We start from the raw sequence: 24,755 nt of genomic DNA on the forward strand, positions 1-24,755 counted from the left end.
TCACGAGGCTGCCAACGCTTGTTCTTTTCTGCCCTGACGCCGGCGGTCTCAGGCGCTGCGCACCTTGCGCTTGCCACGTACCTTGCGCCACAGCTGCCACAAGGCGCCCAGCACGATGGGAATGATGGCCGCCACGATCCCGATCAGGACCAGGGTATTGAGGTTCTGCTGCACCACCGGGATATTGCCGAACAGGTAGCCCAGCACCACCAGCCCCACCACCCACAGCAAGGCACCCAGCACATTGAAGAGCTGGAAGCGGGCGAAACTCATGCCCGACACGCCGGCGATGAACGGTGCGAAGGTTCGCACGATGGGCGTGAAGCGGGCGATGACGATGGTCTTGCCGCCGTGTTTTTCGTAGAAGGAATGGGTCTTTTGCAGGGCTTCCGGATTGAGCCAGCGGTAATTGTGGGTATAGACGCGGTGACCGACCCAGCCGCCTATCCAGTAGTTGAGGGTATTGCCCGCCACCGCTGCGATCACCAGCAGGGTCATCAGCAGCCAGATATCCATGGCCCCCATGGCACAGAAGGTGCCGGCGATGAACAACAGGGAATCTCCCGGCAGGAACGGCAACACCACCAGCCCGGTCTCGCAGAACACGATCAGGAACAACACCGCGTAGATGAGCGTGCCGTACTGCTCGATGAGGACGCCCAGATATTTGTCCACGTGCACCAGCACGTCCAGCAACTGCAGATAATCCATAAAACCCAATCGTTGGTGATTCATCGATGCCGCGGCGCCCCATCGCCAGGCGGCGGGATATTTCCCCTGTGCAACTCCGGGAGATATCCGGAAGGCGGGGTGATCCCTCCCACCTGCGAAGGCATCATACAACACTCGCCCCGGGGCGGACTCAAGAACCCCGAACGGATGTCGATAAAAAGAGCCGGGCTTGTACTTGTGCAACAGGACAATCCTCGCAGAACCTCATGACGCTGTTGCGCTCCTCTGGCGCCAGCCGAGAGCGAGCGCACAAGGCTGGCGATTTGGCATATGATCAAGACAGATTGCTTCAGTTTTCGGCAGAGCGGGGTGTACGGCGAGGCATGGTCGGCACAGACAGGAAAACTGAAAAATCGTAACTCCGGACTGCATGGGGCAAGACGCGCGGCAGGCGTCATTACCGGGCCACAGGGGGGCTGTATGGAGAGCCAGGAGTCGTTCACCGGCGAGTTTGATCATCAACGTGATCCGCCAGGTGAGGTGCCGCAGGATGATCAGAATCTGTGTGGCCAGGAGCGCGATGCGCTGCTGGGTGCATTGTGGCGTTCGATGGCCATTCTCGAATTCGCTGCCGATGGCACGATACTGCAGGCCAATGACAATTTCCTGGGCATGCTGGGCTACCGTCGCGAAGAGCTGATCGGCCGGCACCACAGCATGCTGTGCGAACCGCTGTACGTCCAGTCTGCGGACTATCAACAATTCTGGCAGCACCTGCGCCAGGGCGAGATCATCACCGGCACCCTGCAGCGCTGCCGCATCGACGGCACCATCGTCTGGCTGGAGGCATTGTGCAGCCCGATCCTGGACGAGCGCGGCGAACTCAGCAAGGTCATCTCGGCGGCCGCCGACATCAGTTCCCACATCGACGACTCGCATCACAGCAACAGCGTGCTGAGCGCACTCAACCGCTCGCTGGGGGTGGTCGAGCTCTCGCCCGACGGCCTCATCCTTGCCGCCAACCGCAACTACCTCAAGACCATGGAATACCTGGCCGAGGACCTGGTGGGCAAGTCGCACTCCCTGCTATGCGACCCCGAGTATGCCAATGGTGAGGAATATGCCGCCTTCTGGCGCGATGTCTGCAATGGCCGCTTCTTCTCCGGCCGCTTCCCGCGGCGCACCCGCAGCGGCCGCACGATCTGGTGGGAAGCCACCTATTCGCCCCTGCTGGACCCGCACGGCAAGGCCGAGCGCGTGATCTGCATCGGCAACGACGTCACCTACCGCGTGACCCGCGAAAAGAGCGATCGTGAACACCTGCACCTGCTCTCGCTGGGAATCAACGAAACCGACAATGCGGTGCTCATCACCGACGCCCAGAACCGCATCGTCTTCCACAACACCGGCTTTACCCGCATGCTCGGTTTCCAGAGCCAGCAAGTCATCGGCAAGCAGCCACGCGAACTGTTCGCCCATCATCCAACCTTCGTGAAGTCGATCGAACGCTGTCACGGCGAGCTGCTGCAGGGCCACAGCTTCCATACCGAGGAGCTGATCCACGACTTCCACGAACAGCCGGTCTGGATTTCGGCGGTGGTCAACCCGATCCTGGACGCCGATGGCCGTCTCATCAATGCCGTCTGCGTGATGACCGACATCACCAATACCAAGGTGCATGAGGTGCTGCAGTACCGCGTCCTCAATGCCATGGCGCGCGACTCTTCGCTGTCCGAGCAGATGAACCTGCTGTGCGAGGAAGTCGAACGCGTCGCGCCGGAGGTAATCGCCTCCATCCTGCGGGTGGACGAACAGGGACGCCTGCACACCCTGGCCGGCCCCAGCCTGCCGGAGGCCTACAGCCGCGCCATCGATGGCCTGTCCATCGGCCCGCTGGTGGGCTCCTGCGGCAGTGCCGCCTTCACCGGCCAGGCGATCATCTCGGAAGACATCGCCAGCGATCCGCACTGGGCCGACTACAAGGAACTGGCGCTGACCCACGGCCTGCGTGCCTGCTGGTCGACGCCGATCAAATCGGCCGATGGCAAGGTGATCGGCACCTTCGGCTTCTACTTCCGCCAGCCCCGCCAGCCCAGCGGCTTTCATCACCTGCTGGTCGATGCCGGCCTGCACCTGTGCGCACTGGCCATCGAACGTGAAGCCTCGCGCGCGCGCATCCACCAGTTGGCCTTCTATGATTCGCTGACCGGCCTGCCCAACCGCAGCCTGCTGCTGGTCCAGGCCGGCCAGGCCATTGCCGCCGCCGAGCGCAACCGTAGCACGGTGGCGGTGATGTTCATCGACCTCGATCGCTTCAAGCAGGTCAACGACTCGCTGGGGCACCAGGCCGGCGACGAACTGCTGCGCACGGTCGCCACCCGGCTGCAATCGCAGGCACGGCGCTCCGATATCGTGGGACGACTCTCCGGGGACGAGTTCGTGGTGGTCCTGACCCAGTACGACACCCTACACCTGACCGAGGTGGTCAAGCGCATCCAGGAACGACTGGCCATGCCCTGCCACATCAACGGCACCCCGCTCAATCCCTCGGCCAGCATCGGCGTGGCGATCTTCCCGGACAATGGCAACGACATCGAAACCCTCCTGCACCGGGCCGATATCGCCATGTACCAGGCCAAGGCCGTCAATCGCGGCCGCTTCAGTTTCTTCAGCGAAGAAATGAACAGCATGGCCCAGGAGCGCCTGGCCCTGGAAGGCGCCCTGCGCGACGCCCTGCGGGGTGGCCTTTTCGAATTGCATTACCAGCCGCAGATCAGGCTGCGCGAGCATACCCTGCATGGCGTGGAAGCCCTGGCGCGCTGGCACGACGCACAGCTGGGACAGATCTCGCCGGGCCGCTTCATCCCCATTGCCGAGGAATGCGGCCTGATCGGCGAACTCGGCAAGTGGGCGCTGGAAGAAGCCTGTTTCCAGCTGGCCGACTGGCGTCGGCGCGGCATCCAGGTGCCTTGCATCTCGGTGAACCTGTCCGCGACCAACTTCCACGACCTGGACCTGCCGCAGTTCGTCACCGGGCTGCTGCGCCGCTACAGCCTGGTACCCACCGACCTGACGCTGGAAATCACCGAAACCGTGTTGATGGACACCAACCCCAGCACCAACCAGACCATCGCCGCCGTGCATGCGCTGGGCATCCCGCTGGCCATGGACGACTTCGGCACCGGCTATTCCAGCCTGGGCTACCTGCGCAAGCTCCCGGTTTCCGAACTGAAGCTGGACCAGAGTTTCGTGCGCGACATGGCCAAGGATGACGCCGTCAGCGCCTTGACCAATGCCGTCATCCGCATCGGCGAAAGCCTGAAACTGACGGTCGTGGCCGAAGGGGTGGAAGATGCCGACCAGTACCAGCTGCTGCTCAGCCAGGGCTGCGACGTGGCGCAGGGCTACTACTTCTCGCGCCCGATGGCGGCCGATGAACTGGAACGCTGGGTCAGGGATTTTCGTGCAAACCTGAACCAAGAAGCCGGCCAGGCGACTTAGCACTACAGTGGCCAAGATGGAGACAATCAGGAACAAGTGAGGCAAATTCGTCATGCCAAAAAAGCACTTTCCGGATAGAAAAACAACAGCACAGTTGCATGTGGGCGCAAACATCCGAAGTATTTTGATCGAGCTCAAACGCTGACGATATACTGACGGCCTCCCCCAGCGAGTACCGTAATGGCAGCGTCAGCAACAACACTGGCGCTGCACGATGTCAACGTGTTCGAAGCCGCGCACCATTGCCGATTCGGCAATGTCGCCGACGTGCTGCCTGACCGGCACGCAGGCCGTGCCGCGCGAACGCAGCGTTGCAGGCTTTCCGGATGACGGAGAACAAGGAGGGACCAGCGGTCACAGCGTAATGCGCGCCTGCCGGCGCGACCGACCTCCCGGGCAGTTTTCCGTTCGGTATTTGCATTTCCACACGACGTTTTTTCAAAAACAAGAACAGCCATGGCTAACGATATGTCTGGTGCGCGTCGCGCATCCCTTTTCCACCGCTCGGTAGGTGCAAAACTGACTGCCATGACGGTCGCCCTGGTGGGTGTCGTCTTCGTGATCGCATTGATGCTGATCACCTATTCCGCCTCGCGCATGATGGAGCATCGCTCCATCGAGCAGATGGGCAACGATGCCCGTGGCGTGGCCCACATGGTCGGCATCTTCGACCGCTCGGTGAACAGCCAGGTCGACCGTTTCTCAAAGATGTTCGACAATGAGTTCGGCAAGCTCACCCTGGATGAGAGCCGCACCGTGCAGATCGCCGACCGCGCCACCCCGGTGCTGCAGAACGACGGGCGTGACCTGAACCTGGACTTTTCCATCCCGGACCGCTTTACCGGCCGTACCGGCGTGACCGCGACCATCTTCGCCAAGACCGGCGAAGACTTCGTGCGCGTCTCGACCTCGGTGAAGAAGGAAAACGGCGAGCGTGCCGTGGGCACCCTGCTCGACCGCACCCACCCCGGCTATGCTGCCCTGAAATCCGACAAACCCTATAGCGGCCTGGCCACGCTGTTCGGCAAGCAGTACATCACCAAGTACGTCCCCATCAAGAACGATGCCGGCCAGATCATCGCCGCCCTGTATGTGGGTATCGACATCTCCGCCGACGTCAAGGCCTTGAAGGAGCAGATCAAGGCACTGAAGATCGGCCAGACCGGCAATTTCTATGCCCTCAACGGTCGTGAAGGCAAGGACCTGGGCGTGATGATCGCCGGCGCCCCGCGCGAGGGCAAGGAAGAAGGCGCCAGCCTGCTGGAACTCAAGGATGCCGCCGGCGAGAGCTACATCAGGACCGTGCTGCAGCAAAAGGAAGGCGCGCTGCACTACACCGCCATCGATGGTCGCAAGAAGATCGTGGTCTTCACCCACTACTCTCCCTGGAACTGGGTCATCGCCGGCGAGGCCGCGGTTGACGAGATCACCAGCGAAGTCACTTCCATGCGCAATCTCTACATCGGCCTGGGCCTGCTGTTCCTGGCGGTACTGGGGGCGATCCTGACGGTGATGATCAACCGCATGGTCACCCGCCCGCTGGATGCGGTGTGCAAGGCCGCCGACCAGATCGCTGGCGGCGACCTGACCACCCGCCTGCACGTACACAGCCGCGACGAGATCGGTCGCCTGATGGGCGCCTTCAATGGCATCAGCGCGGGCCTGTCGGAAGTGGTCTCCAGCGTGCGCGCCGGTACCGAGGAAATCAATACCGCCGCCAGCGAGATCGCTGCCGGCAACCTCCATCTGTCATCCCGCACCGAACAACAGGCCGGCGCCCTCGAAGAAACCGCTTCGGCCATGGAAGAACTGACCTCCACCGTCAAGCAGAACGCCGCCAATGCGGTACAGGCCGACGAACTGTCGAGCTCGGCCTCGGACGTGGCCAGCCATGGTGGTGAAGTGGTGGGCAAGGTGGTGCAGACCATGGACGCCATCAACAGCTCTTCGCAACGCATCGTGGACATCATCAGCGTGATCGACGGCATTGCCTTCCAGACCAACATCCTGGCCCTGAACGCCGCGGTGGAAGCGGCCCGCGCCGGCGAGCAGGGACGCGGCTTTGCAGTGGTGGCCACCGAGGTGCGCACCCTGGCCCAGCGCAGCGCCTCGGCTGCCAAGGAAATCAAGGAACTGATCGATGCCTCGGTGCAGACCGTCTCCAGCGGCGGCCAGCTGGTGGCCCAGGCCGGCAACACCATGAACGACGTGGTCTCCAGCGTGCAGCGCGTCTCCACCGTCATCAGCGAAATCACCACCGCCAGCCGCGAACAGAGCGAGGGCATCGACCAGATCAACCGCGCCATCGCGCAGATGGACGAGAGCACCCAGCAGAACGCCGCCCTGGTGGAACAGGCTGCCGCCGCAGCGCAATCGCTGCAGCAACAGGCCGAACGCCTGGCAGCGGCGGTCAGTACCTTCCGCGTGTAAGACGGGTCTCTGGAGCGGGTCGCCGGAGGTGAGCAGCCCGTTTTATCAGCCATGGGGCGCCGGGTTTTGCCGGATGGAAAACCTGTTTTTCTCCACCGCCACCGAAGCCGCCCACGGGCGGCTTCTTCACATTGCCGCCATTGCGTCGGCGGTATAATCGCCGGATGAACGCACCGCATGCCTCCCCTGTTTCCGATTCCGCCGCCACGCCCCATCGCCCCATCCAGGCCCTGCCCGATCAGTTGATCTCGCAGATCGCCGCAGGCGAGGTGATCGAACGCCCCTCGGCAGTCGTCAAGGAATTGCTGGAAAACGCACTCGACGCCGGCTCCACCCAGATCACCGTGCGGCTGGAGCAAGGCGGCGTCAAGCGCATCGCCATCACCGACAACGGGCGCGGCATCCCGCCCGAGCAATTGCCATTGGCCCTGGCACGGCACGCCACCTCCAAGATCGCCTCGCTGACCGACCTGGAGAATGTCTCCACACTGGGCTTTCGGGGCGAGGCCCTGGCCTCGATCGCCTCGGTAGCGCAACTGACGGTGACCAGCCGCACCGCCGACGCCCCCCACGCCTGGGAAATCACCGGCTCCCAGTTCGGCACGGTCGCCCCCGCCTCGGGCGCACAAGGCACCACCATCGACGTCCAGGACCTGTACTTCAACACTCCGGCGCGCCGCAAGTTCCTCAAGTCCGAACAGACCGAATATGGCCACTGCGCCGAGGTAGTACGCCGCATTGCGCTGGCGCGGCCTGACGTGAGCTTCTCGTTGTCGCACAACGGCAAGACCGTCGATCACTGGAACGTCGGCGAATTCGCCAAGCGCAGCGCCCATATCCTCGGCGATGAATTCGCCAACGCCCGCCTGCCGCTCGACGAGAGCGCCGGCCCGCTGCGCCTGCATGGCTTCGTCGGCCTGCCCACGGCCTCCAAGGCGCGCGCCGATGGCCAGTATTTCTACGTCAATGGCCGCTTCGTGCGTGACAAGCTGCTCACCCACGCGGTGCGCGCAGCCTATCAGGACGTGCTGCATGGCGACCGCTACCCGGCCTATGCCCTGTCGCTGATGCTGGACCCGGCACTGGTGGACGTGAACGTGCATCCGTCCAAGATCGAAGTGCGCTTCCGCGACAGCCGCGCCGTGCACCAGTTCGTATTCCACGCCGTCTCGCGCGCGCTGGCACAGACCTCGGCGGTCTCCTTCGGCAATCTGCCCCAACAGGCGGGCGAAGGCGATAGCCAGCCCCCCGCGCCGGCCGCGACCGGCAACACCGGCGGCCCCCTGCCCTGGATCCGCGAACAGCAGCAGACCTTCTCGGCGCAGTTCGCAGAACCGCCACGCCCCTACTCCTTCGGCGGCAACAGCGGCTTTGGCGTGCGCCAGAACACTGAAGCCTACGGCAGCATGTTCCGCAGCGATCCGCCCGCTGGCGAGGCCGTTCCCGGTCGCCCCGCAGCAGGGTATCCGGGCAGCACAGCCGCGCCCGCCCCGGCGCCGCTGCCGGAAGGCGACTTCCCGCTCGGCTTCGCGCTGGCGCAGTTGCACGGCATCTACGTGCTGGCACAGAACCAGGCCGGCCTGGTGGTGGTGGACATGCATGCCGCCCACGAACGCATCCTCTACGAACAACTGAAGACGGCGCTGGACGGCAATGAGATCTTCCTGCAGCCCCTGCTGATCCCGGTGACCTTCTACGCCGATCCGGTAGAGGTGGGCACGGTGGAAGAACACCAGGAAACCCTCTCGGCGCTGGGCTTCGACATTGCCGTGATGTCGCCCACCACGCTGGCCGTGCGGGCGGTTCCGGCCCTGCTCAAGAATGCCGATGCCCAGACCCTGGCCCGCGACGTCCTGCGTGACGTGCGCGAATACGGTGGCTCGCGCGTGCTGCTGGAGCGTCGCAACGAACTGCTGGGCACCCTGGCCTGCCACACCGCCGTGCGCGCCAACCGCAGCCTGACCCTGCCCGAGATGAATGCGCTGCTGCGCCAGATGGAAGCTACCGAGCGCTCCGACCAATGCAATCACGGCCGCCCGACCTGGACCCAGATGGGCCTGTCGGACCTGGACAAGCTCTTCCTGCGCGGGCAATGACGATGGAGAAGCACCCGCCCCTGGCGGTGGCCATCATGGGCCCCACCGCCTCCGGCAAGACCGCCGCCGCCCTGGAAATCACACGCCGTATCCCGAGTGAAATCATTTCGGTGGACTCGGCTTTGGTCTATCGCGAGATGGACATCGGCACCGCCAAGCCCACTGCGGCCGAGCTGGCCGAAGTCCCGCACCACCTGATCGACATCATCGATCCCACCGAAGCCTATTCGGCCATGCAGTTCCGCCAGGATGCACTGCGCCTGACCCAGGACATCGCCGCGCGCGGCAAGCTGCCGCTGCTGGTGGGCGGCACCATGCTGTACTTCAAGGTGCTGCGCGATGGCTTGGACGAACTGCCGCAAGCCGACCCGGTCCTGCGCGCCCAACTGGACGAAGAAGCGGCGCAGGTCGGCATGCCCGCCATGCACGCCAGACTGGCGACGCTGGACCCGGTCACCGCAGCCCGCCTCAAGCCCAATGACAGCCAGCGCATCCAGCGCGCTCTGGAGATCACTTTGTTGACCGGGCAGCCAATGTCGTCGCTGCTGTCGCAAAAACCTGCCGAGCCATTGCCCTTCACCCTGTTGCCGCTGGCGCTGGAGCCGAGCGAGCGCGCCGTGCTGCACGAGCGCATCGCCCTGCGCTTCGACCTGATGTTGCAGGGTGGCGCCCTGGAGCGTGAAGTGGCCGTCCTGCGCGCACGCGGCGACCTGCACCTGGGCCTGCCCTCGATGCGTTGCGTCGGTTACCGCCAGATGTGGGAATACCTGGACGGCAGCATCGATGCCACCGCCCTGCGCGAAAAAGGCATCGCCGCCACCCGTCAGCTGGCCAAGCGCCAGCTGACCTGGCTGCGCTCCATGCCGGAGCGTATCAGCATCGACTGCAACCGCCCGGACGCCACCGCCGAGGTGCTGGCGCGGGTGCAAGAGGCTGTGGATAAGTAAATTCGAGGAAAATCCGAAAAACTATTGACAGAAGCCGCGCCGATGCTTATAGTCTCGGGCTTGCCTCCTGGTGATATAGCTCAGCTGGTTAGAGCACAGCACTCATAATGCTGGGGTCGGTGGTTCAAGTCCACCTATCACCACCAGATACCCGTCGCTGCATGTGCAATCATGCGTATGCGGCGCCGTCCGAAAAACCCGCCTCTTCGAAAGAAGGGCGGGTTTTTTGTTTTCCGAGCGCATCCGCTGCGGTTTGAAGACCAATGATGCTCATCTACCGACAGCTGGAGCGCGCAACTCCTCCAGTCCTTTTCCGGTCCAGCGCTTGAGCGCCCGGCGGAAATTGGCCGTATCAGTAAAACCCAATAGCATCCCGATATCGTCGGTACTCATCTTCGAACTCTGCAGATACTCCAGCGCCAGCGTGCTGCGCACGTCATCCAGGATCTGCTGGAACGACGTGTCTTCGAGCGTCAATCGACGGCGCAGAGTCCGGGGGGTGGTATTGAGCCGCTCGGCCACCGCCTCCATCGAAGGGAAATTGCCGGGAATTGCCATCAACAGGCGATACACCTCACCGCTTGCCCCCTCGGAGATCTTTGCCTGTCCCAGCAAGCGGTCGCAAGTTTCCTGGACCAGGGACGCAGTGAGCTGATGCGCCATCTTCGGTTTCCTGTCCAGGATCGCGCTGTCGTAGAGCAGCTGTGTTTCCGGCTGCGCGAATTCACAACGACACCCGAGATATCGTCTGTAGAGCGCTGCATGCGGCGGCCGCGCATAGGGAACTCTTGCCGTCAGGGGCGGGCAATCGAAACCGGCCACCTCCTGCACATGCGTCACGGTGATGGCGAGCTGGAGTTCGAACAGGAACTGCCTCAGCTCAGCTGACGGCGGCGAAACGAATCTGTCCGGAAAGCGCCATGTGACCGTCGTCGTCCCCTCTTCCCAGATCGCCGGAAAAGGCGGCGTTGCCAGCCGTCGGTATTTGACCGCCAGGCGAAAATACTCGCGCAGGGAGAGGCAAGACATCAGGGCATAGCCGTACATCCCGTAGGCCGACAAATGCAGGCGACTACCGATCTCGAATGGCGTGGCCGGGTCCTGGCTGAGCGCAAGCGCATTCTCGCAAACGGTCAGGAACTGCCTGAGCGAAGTCAGTGCATTGGGATCATGCAACTGCCCGGCCGACAGGCCGCTTCCCGCCAGTACGGATTGCGCGGCAATACCCTGCTCGGCCAGCACTTCCACGACCGCATTGATCTTGTAGGGCGCATAAATCCGCTCACTTGCCTTCGGCAGAATCTCCGACATGTACGCCTCTTGAGGTTGTCCTTTGATGACCTGCATGATGACCGAAAATGACCTTCCCGCTCGAAGCGTATCTCACTACCATTCTCGAAACAAGCTCGGACAAGGCAAGGCAGGAAAAGGCGTCGCGGCATCACGCGATCGCCATTGAACACGAGCCATCGGAGACGCCCACATGAAACCACAGCCCACCATTCTCTTTTCCGGATAGGCCAGCCATCTGGCCATCGCCAGTGACTGATGCGCATGGCCGCCCGGTCAAGCAGACCCGGATTGCATGCATTCATACATCGGCTGCAGCCAGCGCGGCAGTCCGAAGCGTTCTGTTTTTTTTCCGAGCCCGAGTCCAGAGGGACCCGGGCGGAACGATTGCCCCCTTTGCCCACGGCACGTTGGCGCAATCGGATCAAATCATGACGACCTTTCAAAAGGAGTAGAAATGCGGGCAGCAATCGTCGGTGCCGGCTCACTGGGCACCATCATCGGCGCCTTCATCAGCAAGGCCGGTCAGGATATCCATCTCATCGATAGCAACGCCGAACACGTCAGGGCCTTGAACGAACGGGGCGCAACCGTCACCGGTTCGCTTGAGTTCAGTTCGCCGGTCTCGGCATTCACACCGGACACTCTATCAGGGAGCTACGACCTGATTTTTCTGCTGACCAAGCAAACCAGCACACAGCAGACCCTGTCCCTGCTGAAAGCGCATCTGCATGCCGACAGCATCGTCTGCACATTGCAGAACGGTATACCCGAACTGCTCGTGGAAAAGATCGTAGGACGACAGCGCACCATCGGTGGCGCCGTCGGCTTCGGCGCGACCTGGCTGCGCCCGGGCGTCTCCTCGCTGACATCGAGCAGGCAGGCACTGGAGCAATCGGCCTTCGAGATCGGGGAGATCGACGGCATCGAACGACCCAGGCTGGCCGTCGCCAAGCGCTACCTGGAATGCGTGGGCAGTACCAAGGTACTGAACAATCTGATGGGTATCCGCTACTCCAAGCTGTTGATGAATGCGACCTTCAGTGGCATGTCCGCCGCCTTGGGCTGCACCTTCGGCGAGGTGCTGGGCAATCCCCGGGCGATGACCTGCCTGGCCTTCATCGCCGACGAATGCATCAAGGTGGCCCACGCCCAGGGCATTGATCTGGTGCCGATGCAGGGCGAGGATTTCAACGCCTTCGAACTCCACGGCGCAGGCGACATCCCCGGCAAGATGCCGCTCTACAGAAAGATCTGGTCGCAACACGTGGCATTGAAGGCCAGCATGCTGCAAGACCTGGAAAAGGGACGGGCGACAGAAATCGACTACATCAATGGCGTGATCTGTCATCAAGGTCGGCAGCATGGCATCGCCACTCCCTTCAATGACAAGGTCGTCGACATCGTGACATCGGCGCAGCAGCGGCAGGTCCTGACCTCCCCGAACAATCTCCAGCAGTTCAACGGGCTACTGGAACGCCACGCTGCGGTGCTTGCCGGTGGCGCCGCCTGGACGGCGTGATCTGCCCTTCTTCTGTCCGCCTTCCCACTACCGCCACTACGATCGGAGCCGCGTCCATGTCTCGTCCCAAAAAGAAAGTCATCATCACCTGCGCCATCACTGGTGCAATCCATACCCCCACCATGTCGGATGCGCTGCCCTATAAGCCGGAGGACGTTGCAAGGCAGGCCATCGATGCCGCAGAAGCCGGTGCGGCCGTGCTTCATCTGCACGCGCGCCACCCGGAAAATGGCGCCGTGTCGATCAACCCGGATCACTTCATGCAGTTCCTGCCGCAGATCAAGGCCGCGACCCATGCCGTCATCAATCTCTCCACGGGCGGCAGCCTGACCAACACGATGGAAGAGCGCATCGCCCCGGCACAGCGGGTATCGCCGGAGATGACGTCACTCAACATGGGCAGCATGAATTTCTCCATGCACCCGCTGGCGGATCGTTACAAGGAATGGAAATTCGATTGGGAAGAAGCCTATCTGCGCAACTCCGATACCTACATCTTCCGCAACACGTTTCGGGATATCGCCTTCAGTGCCAGAGAACTGGGCGAACGACACCAGGTCAAGTTCGAACACGAATGCTATGACGTCGGCCACCTGTACAACCTGAAGTTCTGCATGGATGCCGGCATGTTCAAGGCGCCGGTATTCATCCAGTTCATCTTCGGCATCCTGGGCGGCATCGGGGCCGATATCGACAATCTGGTCTTCATGAAGCGTACCGCCGATCGCCTCTTCGGTGACCAGTATCAATGGTCGGTGCTGGGTGCCGGCGCCACCCAGATCAACTTCGCCACCATGGCTGCATCCATGGGAGGCCATGTCCGCGTGGGCCTGGAGGATTCGCTCTTCATCTCGCGCGGGAAGCTGGCCACCTCCAATGCAGAGCAGGTGACCAAGATCCGACGGATTCTCGAAGACCTCGGTCATGAAATTGCAAGCCCCGACGAAGCACGGGAGATCCTCGGCTTGAAGGGTGCAGACAAGGTGTCGTTCTAGGGCCTATTCACCTTCGCTCTACGAATGTCAGCGAGCCCTAGCATCCCAGATTGACCCACAAAAACCAAAGGAGACATGATGAAGCATTCGATTACACGGGACATCCAGCCCAAGCCACTCACCTCGGCCATGCGGCAACTCCTGAAAAATACGCTACTCGCGACAGGCCTGCTGCTGGCTGGCGCAGGTATTGTGCAGGCGCAGATTTCGGATGACAGGATCAAGATCGGTTTCGTCACCGACATGTCGGGGCCGCTGGCGGACAACGATGGTCCCGGCAGCCTGGAAGCCATTCGCATGGCGGTGGCCGACGCGGGTGGCAGCATCAATGGCAAGCCCATCGAGATTCTCTGGGCCGATCACCAGAACAAGGCCGACAACGCCTCTGCCAAGGTGCGTGAATGGGCTGACGTGCAACATGTGGACATGGTCATCGGCGGCGCCAATTCGGCCGCCATGCTGGCGGTGAACCGGCTGGTGGAGAGCAAGAAATTTGCCTTCCTGGTGGTCTCGGCGGGGGCGACGCAGTTCACGAACGAAGAGTGCACTCCCTATACCATCCAGTACGCCTACAACACGACGGCAGTCTCCCGGGCCCTGACCAGCGCGGCAATGAAGCAGGGCGGGAAGTCGTGGTTCTTCCTGACCAGCGACTACACCTTCGGCCACTCGCTGGAGTCTGAAGCCAGCAAGATCGTCAATGAACAGGGGGGCAAGGTGCTGGGGCGCGTACGCCACCCGCTCAACACCGAAGACTTCTCCTCGTTCCTGCTGCAGGCCCAGGGCTCCAGGGCGGATGTCCTGGCTCTCGCCTCCTCCGGGAGCGACACGCTCAATGCCATCAAGGGCGCGCGCGAGTTCGGCCTGACCAAGACCATGAAGATTGCCGGCCTGCTGCTCTTCATGAACAACATCGACAGCATCGGATTGAAGAATGCCCAGGGGCTGCTGCTCTCGGAGGCCTGGTACTGGGACCAGAGCGATGCCTCGCGCGCCTTTGCCAAACGCTACCTGGCCAAGACCAAGCGCATGCCCAACAGCCTGCAGGCAGCCAGCTACTCCGCCACCGCCAACTATCTGGCTGCGGTGAAGGCCGTCGGCAGCGATGATCCGGTCAAGGTGCTCAAGCACATGCGCTCAGTGGGCGTGAACGACATGTACGCGAAAGGCGAGATCCGTCCTGATGGACAGATGGTGCATGACTTCTATCTGTACGAAGTGAAGACGCCGAGCGAATCCAAAGGGCAGTGGGATTATCTGAAGCTGGTTTCCACCACTCCCGGCAATGATGCCTATGCCCCGCTGTCGGAATCCAGATGCCCGGCGGCCAAGCGCCCCTAGCCTGACGGGTATCAGGGCTGTTCACCATCGATGCACGCCGGGCCGTTGTTGAAGCGGCCCGGCGTCAGCGCATCAGCGCCGTCATTTCGCCTCCCGCCACCTCGAACCGCTCGACCAGATAATCCAGCAAGGCCCGCACCCGGGGCGCCATGTAGCGCGTGCGTTGGTAAAGCGCATGCACCGGTGCTTCCGGGGCGCGCCACTGCGGCATCACCACCTGCAAGTTGCCCTCGCGCAGGTCCGCCGCCACGTCCCAGATCGACTTCATGACCAGTCCCTTGCCTTCGATGGCCCACTGACGGGCCAGCGCGCCGTCGTTGGTTTCGCGTGCGCTGGTGAGGGGAACGGTATGGGTCTGCACCACGCCGTCACGCTCAAAGCGCCACTCGTTGGCCGGACCGCTGGCCGTGAGCAGCACGATGCAGTCCTGATGCTGCAGATCGGCCGGCTGTTGCGGCGCTTGGCGACCGGCCAGATAGGACGGCGCCGCGCACAGCACGCGGCGGTTCGGGGCCAGCGGGCGGGCAACCATGGAACTGTTCTGCGGTACACCGAAGCGGATGGCCAGGTCCAGGTCGTCCTGCAGCAGATTGGCGACCGTGTCGCCCAGGATCAGGGCCAGCGTGATCTGGGGATGCAGCGCATTGAATTCTTCCAGCCAGCCCTGCAGGACATGGCGGCCGAAGTCGGAGGTGGCGGCGATGCGCAACTTGCCGCTGACAGCGCTGCGGCCTGCCTGCAGGGCCGCCTGGGCATCGTCCAGCGCGGCCAGGGCCTGCTGGCAGTGCGACAGATAGAGCGCTCCCTCGGCGGTCAGTCGCAGGCGGCGTGTGGTGCGCTCGAAGAGCCGCGTGTTGAGTTCCGCCTCCAGCTTGACCAGCCGCGCGCTGGCCGCCGCCGGGGACAGGCCGATCTTGCGCCCCGCTGCTGACAGGCTGCCCAGGCCGGCGGCTTCCACGAAGAGTCGGATATCACCCAGGTTTTGCGCTGCCATTATTCCACTCTATTTGATAATTATTCAAATACTAGACCAATTATCAAATTCCAATGCGGTTCGCATAATGACCTCCATCAGCGCTTGAACCCTTTGATGACCCCTTTGATCGTCTTGCCCCTTTTTGGAGTCTTTCATGCAAACCCCGACCTCCCTGCTGGCACCGCTGACCGTGGGCCAGCTTTCGCTTCCCCACCGCATCGTAATGGCGCCCATGACCCGCGCACGCAGTTCGCAGCCGGGTGACATTCCCAATGCCATGAACGCCTTGCACTACGCTCAACGCGCTTCGGCTGCGCTGATCATCACCGAGGCATCGCAGATTTCGCCGCAGGGCAAGGGCTACTCCTTTACCCCGGGCATCTACAGCCCCGAGCAGGTCGCCGGCTGGCGCCTGGTCAGCGAGGCGGTGCATCGTGCCGATGGCCGTATCTTCCTGCAGCTGTGGCATGTGGGCCGCATGTCGCATCCCGACTTCCACGACGGCGCACTGCCGGTGGCGCCCTCGGCAATGCCCTTCGAAGGCCAGATCTGGAAGGTGGACCCCGTCACCGGCCAGGGCGGCATGGTCGCCAGCCCGACCCCGCGTGCACTGGAACGCCAGGAGATCAAGGCCATCGTGGAGGACTTCCGCCGCGCTGCACGCAATGCCATCGACGCCGGTTTCGATGGTGTGGAAATCCACGGCGCCAATGGTTACCTGGTGGACCAGTTCCTGCGCACCACTTCCAATGTACGTACCGATGAATACGGCGGTTCACGCGAAAACCGGTTGCGCTTCCTGAAGGAGGTGGTCGATGCAGTGGCCGATGAAGTCGGTGCGCATCGCACCGCGATCCGCCTGGCGCCCTTCCTGACCGCTCGCGGCATGGATTGCCCGGACATCCTGCCCACCATCCTGGATGCGGCCGCCTGGCTGCAGCAGCGCGGCATTGCCTATCTGCACCTGGTCGAAGCGGACTGGGACGATGCGCCGGTCGTGACCGAAGCATTCCGCCAGCAACTGCGCGAGCGTTTCAGCCATCCCATCATCGTGGCTGGCAACTACAACAAGGCGCGTGCGCAATGGGTGCTGGAACACGGCTACGCCGACCTGGTGGCCTTCGGCCGCCCCTTTGTTGCCAATCCGGATTTCCCGCGCCGCCTGATCGAAGACCTGCCCCTGGCCGAATTCGATGGCGCCACACTGTTCGGCGGTATCGAGGTCGGCTATACCGACTACCCCGCCCTGCCGACTGCCACCGCGGCAGCCGCCTGAACCTCTTCCGCCGGTTGAACCCTCAAGGAGTCTCCTCATGAAAGACCAGAAAATCGTCGTCATCGGCGGCCTGACCGGCATCGGTCGCGCCGTCGCCGAACAGGCTGCCGCTGCCGGCGCGCAGGTGACCGTGGCCGGGCGCCGCAGTGCGCCGGCCGACTTTCCCACCCACATCACCACGGCCCAGGTCGACATCGGCAACGATGCGTCGGTGGCGCAACTGTTTGCCGGCATCGGCAGCTTCGATCATCTGGTGGTCACGGCCGGTCCCGTGATCGGGTCGGCGCGACTGGCCGACCTGAAGATCGCCGACGCCATGGCCGCCTTCAACGTCAAGTTCTTCGGCCAGATACGCGCCGCGCAACAGGCACTACCCTATCTGCAGCCCAACGCTTCCATCACCTTCACTTCCGGCCTGCTGGCACGCAAGGCGGCGCCGGGTGCACTGGTGAAGGCGACCATGAATGCCGCCACCGAAATCCTCGCCAAGACCCTGGCCAAGGAACTGGCGCCCTTGCGCGTGAATGTGGTCAGCCCGGGCATGGTCGAGAGTGGCATGTGGGGCGACATGAGCGAGGCCGACCGCAAGGCCATGGCCGCACGTGCCGGAGGCAAGCTGCCGGTGGGACGCGTGGGTCAGGGCGCGGACCTGGCGCAGGCCTACCTGTTGCTGATGCAGAACGGTTTCATGACCGGCAGCGTGGTCGATGTCGACGGTGGCGGGCTGCTGTAGAGATCAGGTATCGCATGCATCTTGATCACATCACCATCGTGGCCGGTGACTGCAGCTTCCTGCGTCAGTTCTTCGTGGAAGTGGCCGGCCTGACGGAGGGGCCAAGGCCGCCCTTCGGCAGTGTCGGCCATTGGCTTTACCTCGGCCAGCAGCCGGTGCTGCATCTCATCGAACGCATCACCCTGCCAGCCCGGCACGGCATCAGCAATGGGCCGCCAGCCACGCGTATCGACCATCTGGCGCTGCGCATCGAAAGTCATCCGGAATGGCAGGCGCTGCTGCAGCGTCTGCATGTGCAGCGCCTGCGCTATCGGATCGAGACGATCGATGCCCTGCAGGAACGTCAACTCTTCGTGGCACCGGTTCCCGGGGTCAAGGTCGAGTTCGTCATTGCCGAACGGCATCTTGCGGCGACCTGATTGCGCCCCTCCTGCCGCAATCCTCACCAACCCTTCGCGTCCATCCCCCCTCAGCAAACTTCGCGCCCCCCTGCGGGCGCAATTTAGCCAACATCATTGGCAGTTTCGCAAAACCTAACTGTTAAAATTTGCTCCACGCATTCAACGACCAGCACGTTGATCATTTTCATTCCAGCGGGAGGAAATTCCATGGGGCAGCAGCATGCCTTGCCAACGCACCCGATCCCGCCCGGCGGGACGCAGTGTCAACCTGCAGGGGAGGCCGCGGGCGCATGGCAGCGCCTTCCGCTCTGTCGATTCTCTCAATACTGAGCAGAGCTTCCCCATCACGCAAGAACATGAATTTGCTCTCCAAGAATTCCCTGGCGGTCCACCTGCTGCGCATCATTTTCGGGAGCTACTTCCTGGTGACGCTGATCGTCACCTGCCTGCAGCTGGGGGCCGAGTACGAGCACACCCAGTCCGGCGTGGATAACGAATTGCGGGCCATGGACCTGACCTTCGGCGCCAGCCTGGCCAGTTCGACCTGGCGTTTCCAGGGCGATGTGCAAAAGGCCACATTGCGCGGCATCAGCAACCTGCCGGTGGTGACCGGGGTGAAGATCGAAGATCCGCAGGGTCGGCTGGTGATGGCCCAGGGCAATATCGTCGATCACGACGGCCGCCAGATCCATGTCGATCCCGAGGGGCAGCGCAGCCCGGTGCGGACGGGGTTCCTCAACGCCGCCACCAGCCATCGCTTCCCCATCCTGTATCGCGATGAACATGGCGTGACGCACGACATCGGTGCCTGGACCGTGTACTCCAGCCGTCACGTGGTGATCCAGAAAGTGGCCTATGGTTTTACGCTGATCCTGATCAACTCGGTGATCAAGACGCTGGTGCTGTGGTTCATCTTCCTCTATGTCTTCAATCGCTGGCTGGGCCGGCCGATCACGCGCCTGTCGGGCTTCGTGCGTCGCCAGGACCTGAACCGGCCGGACCTGCCGGACTCGCCGCAGAGCATCGACCTGCCGGGCAAGAAGCGGCATGAGCTGCACTTCCTGGCCGATGCCATCAATGCCATGCTGGCCAATCTGCGCAGCCATACCATCCAGAATCGCACCCTCTACGCCCAGCTGGAACAGGAAAAGGAATCCCTGCGCGCTCTCAACAAATCGCTGGAGCTGCGCATTGCCGAGCGTACCCGCGATCTGGCCCAGGCCAATGAACAGCTGCGCTCGCTCAGTCTCACCGATGGCCTGACCGGCATTGCCAACCGGCGCAGCTTCGATGACACCCTGGACCAGGAATGGCGGCGCAGCGTGCGTCATGGCAAGCCGCTGACGGTGGCCTTCATCGACGTCGACTGGTTCAAGCCCTACAACGACCACTACGGCCACGTGGCGGGCGACGCCGTGCTGCGCCAGGTGGCGCAGACCATGCGCGATACCGTCTGCCGCGCCGGCGAGACCGTGGCGCGCTATGGCGGCGAAGAATTCGCGGTGATCGCGGCCGACACCGATGGCGAGCGAGGCGTGCAGATCGTGCAGCGCATGTGCGATGCCATCCATGCCCTGGCGTTGCCGCACGCCGGGTCGACACTGGGGCGCATCACCATCAGCGGCGGCGTGGCTTCCTGCATACCGGCCCATCCCGGCGCGCGACTGGAGTCCTTGCTCCAGGCTGCCGATGCGGCCCTGTACCAGGCCAAGACGCTGGGACGCAATCGCGTCCTGCTGGCGCCGCCATTTGTGTCACCGCCCCCTTCTTCTTCCCCTTCCCCTGCCTGAAGAAAGTCGCGCATGCCCTCACGCATTTTCCGCCGCCTTGCCTGTTCTCTGGTTCTCGGCAGCACGCTGTTATCGGCGATGTCGGCAACGTTGGCACAGCCGACACAGCCGGCGGCGCAGGCGACCGACCAGATCGTCTGGGGCAAATACAATGTGCCGCCCTACATGATCCGCAGCGGTGAATTCGCGCATCAGGGTATCTTCGACCTGACCCTGGACGTCATCAAGAAGAGCTTGCCGCAATACCAGCACGTGGAACTGGAAGCGCCCTTCCCGCGCATCAACAATGAAATCCGCAAAGGCAGCCACTGGTGTTACAACGGCATGTTGAAGACCCCGGAACGCGAGAAGGTCGGCTACCTGTCGCTGCCGACCTCGATCTTCCTGCCGCTGCGCATCATCGTGCGGCGCGACCGGGTAGACCAGTTCAAGGGCAAGCTATCGCTGCAGGCACTGCTGCAGAATCCGCAACTGACCACCTCGGTCATGCGCGACCGCTCCTACAGCCCGACCGTGGACAAGCTGCTGGCAGCCTATCCACCCAGGGAAAACTACTCGGAACAGGTGGAATCGATCGGCATGCTGCTGGCCGGGCGCATCGACTACATGATCGAGTTGCCATTGCTGGCCTTCGAACAGGCACGCGTGATGGGACAGCCCGGCGCGCTGGTGGCCCTGCCGATGCAGGAGGCCAGCGAGGTCGTGTTCAATCGCGTGATGTGCCCCAGGAATGAATGGGGACGGCAGGTGGTGGAGCAGGTCAACAAGGTCTTGCTGGCCAAGCGCGCCCAGCCTGCCTACCGGGCGATCGTGGAAAAATGGCACGATCCGGAATCGGTGGCGGAAATCGACAGGATCTATGACAAGGTGTTCCTGAAGATCCCCTGACGTCCCCGACCGACCCGATCTTCCCGCCACGCTAGGGCCGCAGGCCACCCGTCTCCAGCACGTCCCAGCAGGCGCCCATGGTGTGGTAGTCGACCTTGCCGGCGGGGGACTTGGTGTCTTCCAGCTTTTTGCCGTCGGCGGCGAGAATGCGAAACCAGGCACCGTACTGGTGATCGACCAGGTGTTCCCAGCTCCAGGCCCAGATGGCGTGATATTGGCGGCGGAATGCCTCGTCCCCGGTCACCCGCCACAGACGCCAGGCACTGGCGAAGGATTCGGCCTGGACCCAGAAATACTTGTCGCTGTCATAGGGCCGCATGTCCGGATCGAAACCGTAGATCAGGCCACCATGTTCGCCATCCCAGCCATGCGTCCAGGCGGCCTTCTGCAACTCGGCCGCGCGCGTGACGTAATCCGGGCTGGCCTCGATGGCGTGGGCGATCAGCAGCAGCTTGGCCCACTCGGTCTGGTGACCGGTCTGGAAGCCCCAGGGCTTGAAGATGTTGTCGCGATTGCCGCGGTTGTAGTCGTGGTCGGGCGTCCAGTCCTGGCGGTAGTGCTCCCAGACCAGCCCCTGCGACTGCTGCGCCAGTCCGAACACGAAACGGTCGATCAGCAGACGGGCGCGCTCCAGATAGCGCGCCAGGCCGGTGGCCGCATAGGCTGCCAGGCAGGCTTCGCACATATGCATGTTGGCGTTCTGGCCGCGATAGGCAATCAGCTCGCCAGACGGGGTGATCTCATCGGCATAGGCGCCATGGGCGGGTTCGAAGAAGGCGCTCTCCATGCGTTCGAAGGCCTGCGCCACCTGCTGCGCATCACACAGGCCAACGCGATGGGCGTGGGCATAGGCCAGCAGTACGAAAGCCTGGCCATAGGCCATCACGGTACCGTCCTCGATCTGCCCGTCGCGCAGGGTCCAGGCATACAGGCCGGCCAGCGGACCATGCGGATGGCGGAAACGCTCCAGATGCGATAGCGCGTGCCGCGCCTGCTCCAGATAACGTTCCTGGCGAGTATGCGTATAGGCCATGGCCTGCGTGAAGACCAGACGGGTGGCACTGACCAGATGGCGGTGCGAGCGGTCATAGACGCTGCCGTCGTCCTTCAGGTAATGGAAGAAGCCGCCCTGCGGATCGATGGCATGGCGGTCGTAGAAGGCCAGGGTATCGGCCACATGCGACTGCAGGAAATGACGGCTTTCGAAATCGGGTTGCTGCATGCTGCGCTCCTTGTACGAGAGGCTGAGGTTCATTGGCTGGCATCCTTCTGGCGCCATTTGTCGAGGATCACCGCCAGCACGATCACCGCGCCCTTGGCCACGTATTGCCAGAACGAGGACAGGCCGAGAATGGTCAGCCCGTTGTTCATGACGCCGATGATCAGCGCCCCCACCACCGTTCCCCAGATCGTGCCCACGCCGCCCATCAGGCTGGTGCCGCCCAGTACCACGGCAGCGATCGCGTCGAGTTCATAGCCACTGCCCCAGTTGCCGTTGGCGCCATACAGGCGACTGGCCGACATGGCACCGGCCAATCCCGAGAACAGGCCGCTGATGGCATAGACGAACAACAGGACCAGCCCGACGCGGATGCCGGTCAGGCGCGCTGCCTGCAGGTTGCCGCCGATGGCATATATGTGCATGCCCAGCACCGTCTTGCGCAGGATCACCCAGGACAGCAGCGCCACCGCCAGCGCCACCCAGATCAGCCAGGGCACATGCAGGAAGTCGCCATTGCCGATCCACTCGAAGCTGGGGATGTCGTTGTTCAAGACCGTGGTGCCATCGGCCAGCAGGTAGGCCGCCCCGCGAAAGGCCGTCATGGTCCCCAGGGTGACCACGAAGGCATTGATGTTGAGGAAGGCCACCATGGCGCCGTTGAGCAGGCCCATCAGTAATCCCGAGAAGACGAAGACCGGAATCGACCAGCCGGACGCCGCCCCCAGAGACACCTGCATCCCCAGCACCGCCGAGACCGCCAGCACCGACCCCACGGACAGGTCGATGCCGGCAGTCAGGATGACGAAGGTCATGCCGGCGGCCAGCACCAGGTTGATGGCGACCTGACGCAGGATGTTCATGGTGTTTTCGGCACTGGCGAAATTGGAGCTGCCATCGCCGCTGAGATAGATCGTCAGCGCGTAGAAGAGGAGGTAGAGCACCACCAGCACCGGCAACATGCCCAGCCGGTGCAGCAGCCATTGCGAGGGGCCGGAAGGGGCGCGCGAAGGTGCGCGTGCAGTCTCATGCATGGGATCGATTTCAGCCATGGGTGGGATGAAGGGAAGGTTGAGGTGAATGGGGAGATGCGGGTGGCACGCCGGCAGTGTCGGTCGCCAGGCGCATGATGTTTTCCTGGGTGATGTCGGCACCGGCCAGTTCGCCGGTGATGGCGCCTTCGCGCATGACCAGTACACGGTCGCAGATGCCGATCACCTCCGGCAGTTCGCTGGAGATGACGACCACGGCCACGCCCTGCTCGGCCAGCCTGTGGACAAGTTGATAGATCTCGCTCTTGGCATAGATATCCACACCCCGCGTGGGCTCGTCCAGGATCAACACGCGTGGCGCGATCTCCAGCCAGCGCGCCAGCAAGACCTTTTGCTGATTGCCACCAGAGAGCTTGCCCACCGGCACGCCGGGATGGGCCACCTTGACGTTGAGGCGACGTATCGATGCCTGCGCCACCCCGTGCAGGGTGCGGCCGTTGACCAATCCCAGCCGCGCATGGCGCGATGCCACATTCATGGTGGCGTTGGCCGCCACCGCCATCTGCAGGAACAGGCCCTGCCCCTTGCGGTCCTCAGGCACATAGGCGATGCCAGCCCGCATGGCCGCGCGCGGGCTATCGATCTGCAGCAACTGGCCATCCAGCAGGACCTGACCGCCGCTGCGGGCATCCGCACCGAACAGCAGGCGCGCCAGTTCGGTACGGCCGGCACCCACCAGTCCGGCAAAGCCCAGCACTTCGCCTGCGCGCAGCGCGAAGGAAGCCGGTTTGACCTTGCCACCGGCGAGCGCCCGCACCTGCAATACGGTGGGCAAGGTCGCGGCCTGCTCAGGCGCCATGCGGCGATGCTGGTAGAACTCCCCCAGCGATCGCCCGACCATCATCTGGACGATGCGCTCGGCGTCGATCTCCTGGCGTGTCAGCTCGCCGACGAAGCTGCCATCGCGCAGTACGGTGACGCGGTCGGCCAGGGCGTGGACTTCGGCCATGCGATGGCTGATGTAGATGATGGCCAGGCCTTCGTCGCGCAGACGACGCACGACCTTGAACAGGTTTTCGGTCTCGCGCTCGGACAGCGCTGCCGTCGGTTCATCCATGATGACGATGCGGCTGCGATGCACCAGGGCGCGGGCGATTTCCACCTGCTGCTGCTCGGCGATGGAAAGGCGTCCGGCGCGGTCGCTGGCGCGAAAGGCGGCACCCAGCTGAGCCAGCACGGCATCGGTACGCTGCCGCATCGCGACGTGGTCGATCAAGCCCAGGCGCGTGCGCAATTCGCTGCCCATGAAGACATTGGCAGCCACGCTGATATTGGGTGCCACGGCCAGTTCCTGGTAGATCAGGTTGATACCGGCCACGCGGCTGGCTCCGGGGTCACGCAGGGACAGCGGCTTGCCGTCCAGGAGAATCTCGCCGCTGTCCGGCGCATGCACGCCGGACAGGACTTTCATCAAGGTGCTCTTGCCGGCGCCGTTCTCGCCCATGAGGGCGTGGATTTCGCCGGGATAGATGCTCAGGTGCATCGCCGACAGGGCGCGCGTGGCCCCGAAAGACTTGCTGATGCCGGTCATCCGCAGCAGGGGTGTGGAAGTCATGAGATCGTAAAGGAAATGGTAACGTCAGCCGTACGCGGCAACGCCGCCCAAGGGCGCCGGACGGTGCAGCC

The 24,755-nt window shown here is 63.2% G+C and carries 18 protein-coding genes and 1 tRNA gene; 13 read left to right on the forward strand and 6 right to left on the reverse strand.

The window, feature by feature from the left end:
* Positions 1-48: 48 nt before the first annotated feature.
* The gene (locus BTM36_RS17945; protein ID WP_006462914.1) at positions 49-711 is read right to left on the reverse strand and encodes a VTT domain-containing protein; all 663 of its coding nucleotides are present in this window, start codon (positions 709-711) and stop codon (positions 49-51) included.
* Between the two features lie 441 nt (positions 712-1,152).
* On the opposite strand from BTM36_RS17945, the gene BTM36_RS17950 reads away from it, so the two are divergent.
* The 5 genes from BTM36_RS17950 to BTM36_RS17970 all read left to right on the forward strand — a co-directional run bounded on the left by BTM36_RS17950 (position 1,153) and on the right by BTM36_RS17970 (position 9,792).
* A complete protein-coding gene (locus tag BTM36_RS17950; RefSeq protein ID WP_077237352.1) occupies positions 1,153-4,173 on the forward strand; it encodes a bifunctional diguanylate cyclase/phosphodiesterase in 3,021 nt (1,006 codons plus the stop codon).
* Between the two features lie 456 nt (positions 4,174-4,629).
* Positions 4,630-6,603 carry a methyl-accepting chemotaxis protein gene (locus BTM36_RS17955; protein WP_077237353.1) on the forward strand — a complete coding sequence of 658 codons (1,974 nt, stop codon included), beginning with the start codon at positions 4,630-4,632 and terminating at the stop codon, positions 6,601-6,603.
* A gap of 164 nt (positions 6,604-6,767) precedes the next feature.
* A complete protein-coding gene (gene mutL / locus BTM36_RS17960; protein WP_174616875.1) occupies positions 6,768-8,699 on the forward strand; it encodes a DNA mismatch repair endonuclease MutL in 1,932 nt (643 codons plus the stop codon).
* Positions 8,696-9,646, forward strand: a complete 951-nt coding sequence (gene miaA, locus BTM36_RS17965; protein ID WP_168189797.1) for a tRNA (adenosine(37)-N6)-dimethylallyltransferase MiaA — start codon at positions 8,696-8,698, stop codon at positions 9,644-9,646. The genes mutL and miaA overlap by 4 nt, the downstream gene beginning before the upstream one ends.
* 69 nt (positions 9,647-9,715) lie before the next feature.
* Positions 9,716-9,792: transfer RNA gene (locus BTM36_RS17970), tRNA-Met, on the forward strand.
* 124 nt (positions 9,793-9,916) lie between these two features.
* On the opposite strand, the gene BTM36_RS17975 is transcribed toward BTM36_RS17970, so the two are convergent.
* Positions 9,917-10,957, reverse strand: coding sequence for an AraC family transcriptional regulator (locus BTM36_RS17975; protein ID WP_077237468.1), 1,041 nt, complete (start codon positions 10,955-10,957; stop codon positions 9,917-9,919).
* Between the two features lie 436 nt (positions 10,958-11,393).
* Between BTM36_RS17975 and BTM36_RS17980 the strand changes: the two genes are divergently transcribed.
* The 3 genes from BTM36_RS17980 to BTM36_RS17990 all read left to right on the forward strand — a co-directional run bounded on the left by BTM36_RS17980 (position 11,394) and on the right by BTM36_RS17990 (position 14,794).
* Positions 11,394-12,458, forward strand: coding sequence for a ketopantoate reductase family protein (locus BTM36_RS17980; protein WP_077237356.1), 1,065 nt, complete (start codon positions 11,394-11,396; stop codon positions 12,456-12,458).
* A gap of 56 nt (positions 12,459-12,514) precedes the next feature.
* A complete protein-coding gene (locus BTM36_RS17985) occupies positions 12,515-13,453 on the forward strand; it encodes a 3-keto-5-aminohexanoate cleavage protein (protein ID WP_077237357.1) in 939 nt (312 codons plus the stop codon).
* A gap of 78 nt (positions 13,454-13,531) precedes the next feature.
* Positions 13,532-14,794: an ABC transporter substrate-binding protein gene (locus tag BTM36_RS17990; protein ID WP_254427030.1), complete on the forward strand. Its 1,263-nt coding sequence runs from the start codon at positions 13,532-13,534 to the stop codon at positions 14,792-14,794.
* 64 nt (positions 14,795-14,858) lie between these two features.
* Here BTM36_RS17990 and BTM36_RS17995 read toward each other — a convergent pair whose 3' ends face one another.
* On the reverse strand, positions 14,859-15,788 hold the full coding sequence (locus tag BTM36_RS17995; RefSeq protein WP_077237358.1) for a LysR family transcriptional regulator: 930 nt from the start codon (positions 15,786-15,788) through the stop codon (positions 14,859-14,861).
* Positions 15,789-15,924: 136 nt separating this feature from the next.
* Between BTM36_RS17995 and BTM36_RS18000 the strand changes: the two genes are divergently transcribed.
* The 5 genes from BTM36_RS18000 to BTM36_RS18020 all read left to right on the forward strand — a co-directional run bounded on the left by BTM36_RS18000 (position 15,925) and on the right by BTM36_RS18020 (position 20,858).
* A complete protein-coding gene (locus tag BTM36_RS18000; RefSeq protein ID WP_077237359.1) occupies positions 15,925-17,046 on the forward strand; it encodes an alkene reductase in 1,122 nt (373 codons plus the stop codon).
* A gap of 37 nt (positions 17,047-17,083) precedes the next feature.
* A complete protein-coding gene (locus BTM36_RS18005; protein ID WP_077237360.1) occupies positions 17,084-17,779 on the forward strand; it encodes an SDR family oxidoreductase in 696 nt (231 codons plus the stop codon).
* A gap of 14 nt (positions 17,780-17,793) precedes the next feature.
* Positions 17,794-18,198 (forward strand): hypothetical protein, encoded by a 405-nt coding sequence (locus BTM36_RS18010; protein ID WP_077237361.1) that lies wholly within the window; start codon positions 17,794-17,796, stop codon positions 18,196-18,198.
* Positions 18,199-18,536: 338 nt separating this feature from the next.
* Positions 18,537-19,970 carry a GGDEF domain-containing protein gene (locus BTM36_RS18015; RefSeq protein ID WP_077237362.1) on the forward strand — a complete coding sequence of 478 codons (1,434 nt, stop codon included), beginning with the start codon at positions 18,537-18,539 and terminating at the stop codon, positions 19,968-19,970.
* A 78-nt stretch (positions 19,971-20,048) separates the two neighbouring features.
* A complete protein-coding gene (locus BTM36_RS18020) occupies positions 20,049-20,858 on the forward strand; it encodes a TIGR02285 family protein (protein ID WP_168189798.1) in 810 nt (269 codons plus the stop codon).
* Between the two features lie 31 nt (positions 20,859-20,889).
* Here the strand turns inward: BTM36_RS18020 and BTM36_RS18025 are convergent, their stop codons facing one another.
* The 3 genes from BTM36_RS18025 to BTM36_RS18035 are packed head-to-tail and all read right to left on the reverse strand — an operon-like array spanning position 20,890 to position 24,684.
* Positions 20,890-22,080: an AGE family epimerase/isomerase gene (locus BTM36_RS18025; RefSeq protein WP_077237471.1), complete on the reverse strand. Its 1,191-nt coding sequence runs from the start codon at positions 22,078-22,080 to the stop codon at positions 20,890-20,892.
* A gap of 29 nt (positions 22,081-22,109) precedes the next feature.
* Positions 22,110-23,111, reverse strand: coding sequence for a ribose ABC transporter permease (locus BTM36_RS18030; RefSeq protein WP_077237470.1), 1,002 nt, complete (start codon positions 23,109-23,111; stop codon positions 22,110-22,112).
* A gap of 10 nt (positions 23,112-23,121) precedes the next feature.
* Entirely contained in the window at positions 23,122-24,684 is a 1,563-nt protein-coding gene (locus BTM36_RS18035; RefSeq protein ID WP_077237364.1) for a sugar ABC transporter ATP-binding protein, read from the reverse strand.
* Positions 24,685-24,755: the final 71 nt, after the last annotated feature.

Source organism: Herbaspirillum sp. VT-16-41, from assembly GCF_001994935.1.
GTDB classification, from domain to species: domain Bacteria; phylum Pseudomonadota; class Gammaproteobacteria; order Burkholderiales; family Burkholderiaceae_D; genus Herbaspirillum; species Herbaspirillum frisingense.

Bases quoted from the DNA above. Each gene is read 5' to 3' on its own strand.
- BTM36_RS17945 (WP_006462914.1), bottom strand. From the start codon at position 711: ATGGATTATCTGCAGTTGCTGGACGTGCTGGTGCACGTGGACAAATAT.
- BTM36_RS17950 (WP_077237352.1), top strand. From the start codon at position 1,153: ATGGAGAGCCAGGAGTCGTTCACCGGCGAGTTTGATCATCAACGTGAT.
- BTM36_RS17955 (WP_077237353.1), top strand. From the start codon at position 4,630: ATGGCTAACGATATGTCTGGTGCGCGTCGCGCATCCCTTTTCCACCGC.
- mutL (WP_174616875.1), top strand. From the start codon at position 6,768: ATGAACGCACCGCATGCCTCCCCTGTTTCCGATTCCGCCGCCACGCCC.
- miaA (WP_168189797.1), top strand. From the start codon at position 8,696: ATGACGATGGAGAAGCACCCGCCCCTGGCGGTGGCCATCATGGGCCCC.
- BTM36_RS17975 (WP_077237468.1), bottom strand. From the start codon at position 10,957: ATGTCGGAGATTCTGCCGAAGGCAAGTGAGCGGATTTATGCGCCCTAC.
- BTM36_RS17980 (WP_077237356.1), top strand. From the start codon at position 11,394: ATGCGGGCAGCAATCGTCGGTGCCGGCTCACTGGGCACCATCATCGGC.
- BTM36_RS17985 (WP_077237357.1), top strand. From the start codon at position 12,515: ATGTCTCGTCCCAAAAAGAAAGTCATCATCACCTGCGCCATCACTGGT.
- BTM36_RS17990 (WP_254427030.1), top strand. From the start codon at position 13,532: ATGAAGCATTCGATTACACGGGACATCCAGCCCAAGCCACTCACCTCG.
- BTM36_RS17995 (WP_077237358.1), bottom strand. From the start codon at position 15,788: ATGGCAGCGCAAAACCTGGGTGATATCCGACTCTTCGTGGAAGCCGCC.
- BTM36_RS18000 (WP_077237359.1), top strand. From the start codon at position 15,925: ATGCAAACCCCGACCTCCCTGCTGGCACCGCTGACCGTGGGCCAGCTT.
- BTM36_RS18005 (WP_077237360.1), top strand. From the start codon at position 17,084: ATGAAAGACCAGAAAATCGTCGTCATCGGCGGCCTGACCGGCATCGGT.
- BTM36_RS18010 (WP_077237361.1), top strand. From the start codon at position 17,794: ATGCATCTTGATCACATCACCATCGTGGCCGGTGACTGCAGCTTCCTG.
- BTM36_RS18015 (WP_077237362.1), top strand. From the start codon at position 18,537: ATGAATTTGCTCTCCAAGAATTCCCTGGCGGTCCACCTGCTGCGCATC.
- BTM36_RS18020 (WP_168189798.1), top strand. From the start codon at position 20,049: ATGTCGGCAACGTTGGCACAGCCGACACAGCCGGCGGCGCAGGCGACC.
- BTM36_RS18025 (WP_077237471.1), bottom strand. From the start codon at position 22,080: ATGCAGCAACCCGATTTCGAAAGCCGTCATTTCCTGCAGTCGCATGTG.
- BTM36_RS18030 (WP_077237470.1), bottom strand. From the start codon at position 23,111: ATGCATGAGACTGCACGCGCACCTTCGCGCGCCCCTTCCGGCCCCTCG.
- BTM36_RS18035 (WP_077237364.1), bottom strand. From the start codon at position 24,684: ATGACTTCCACACCCCTGCTGCGGATGACCGGCATCAGCAAGTCTTTC.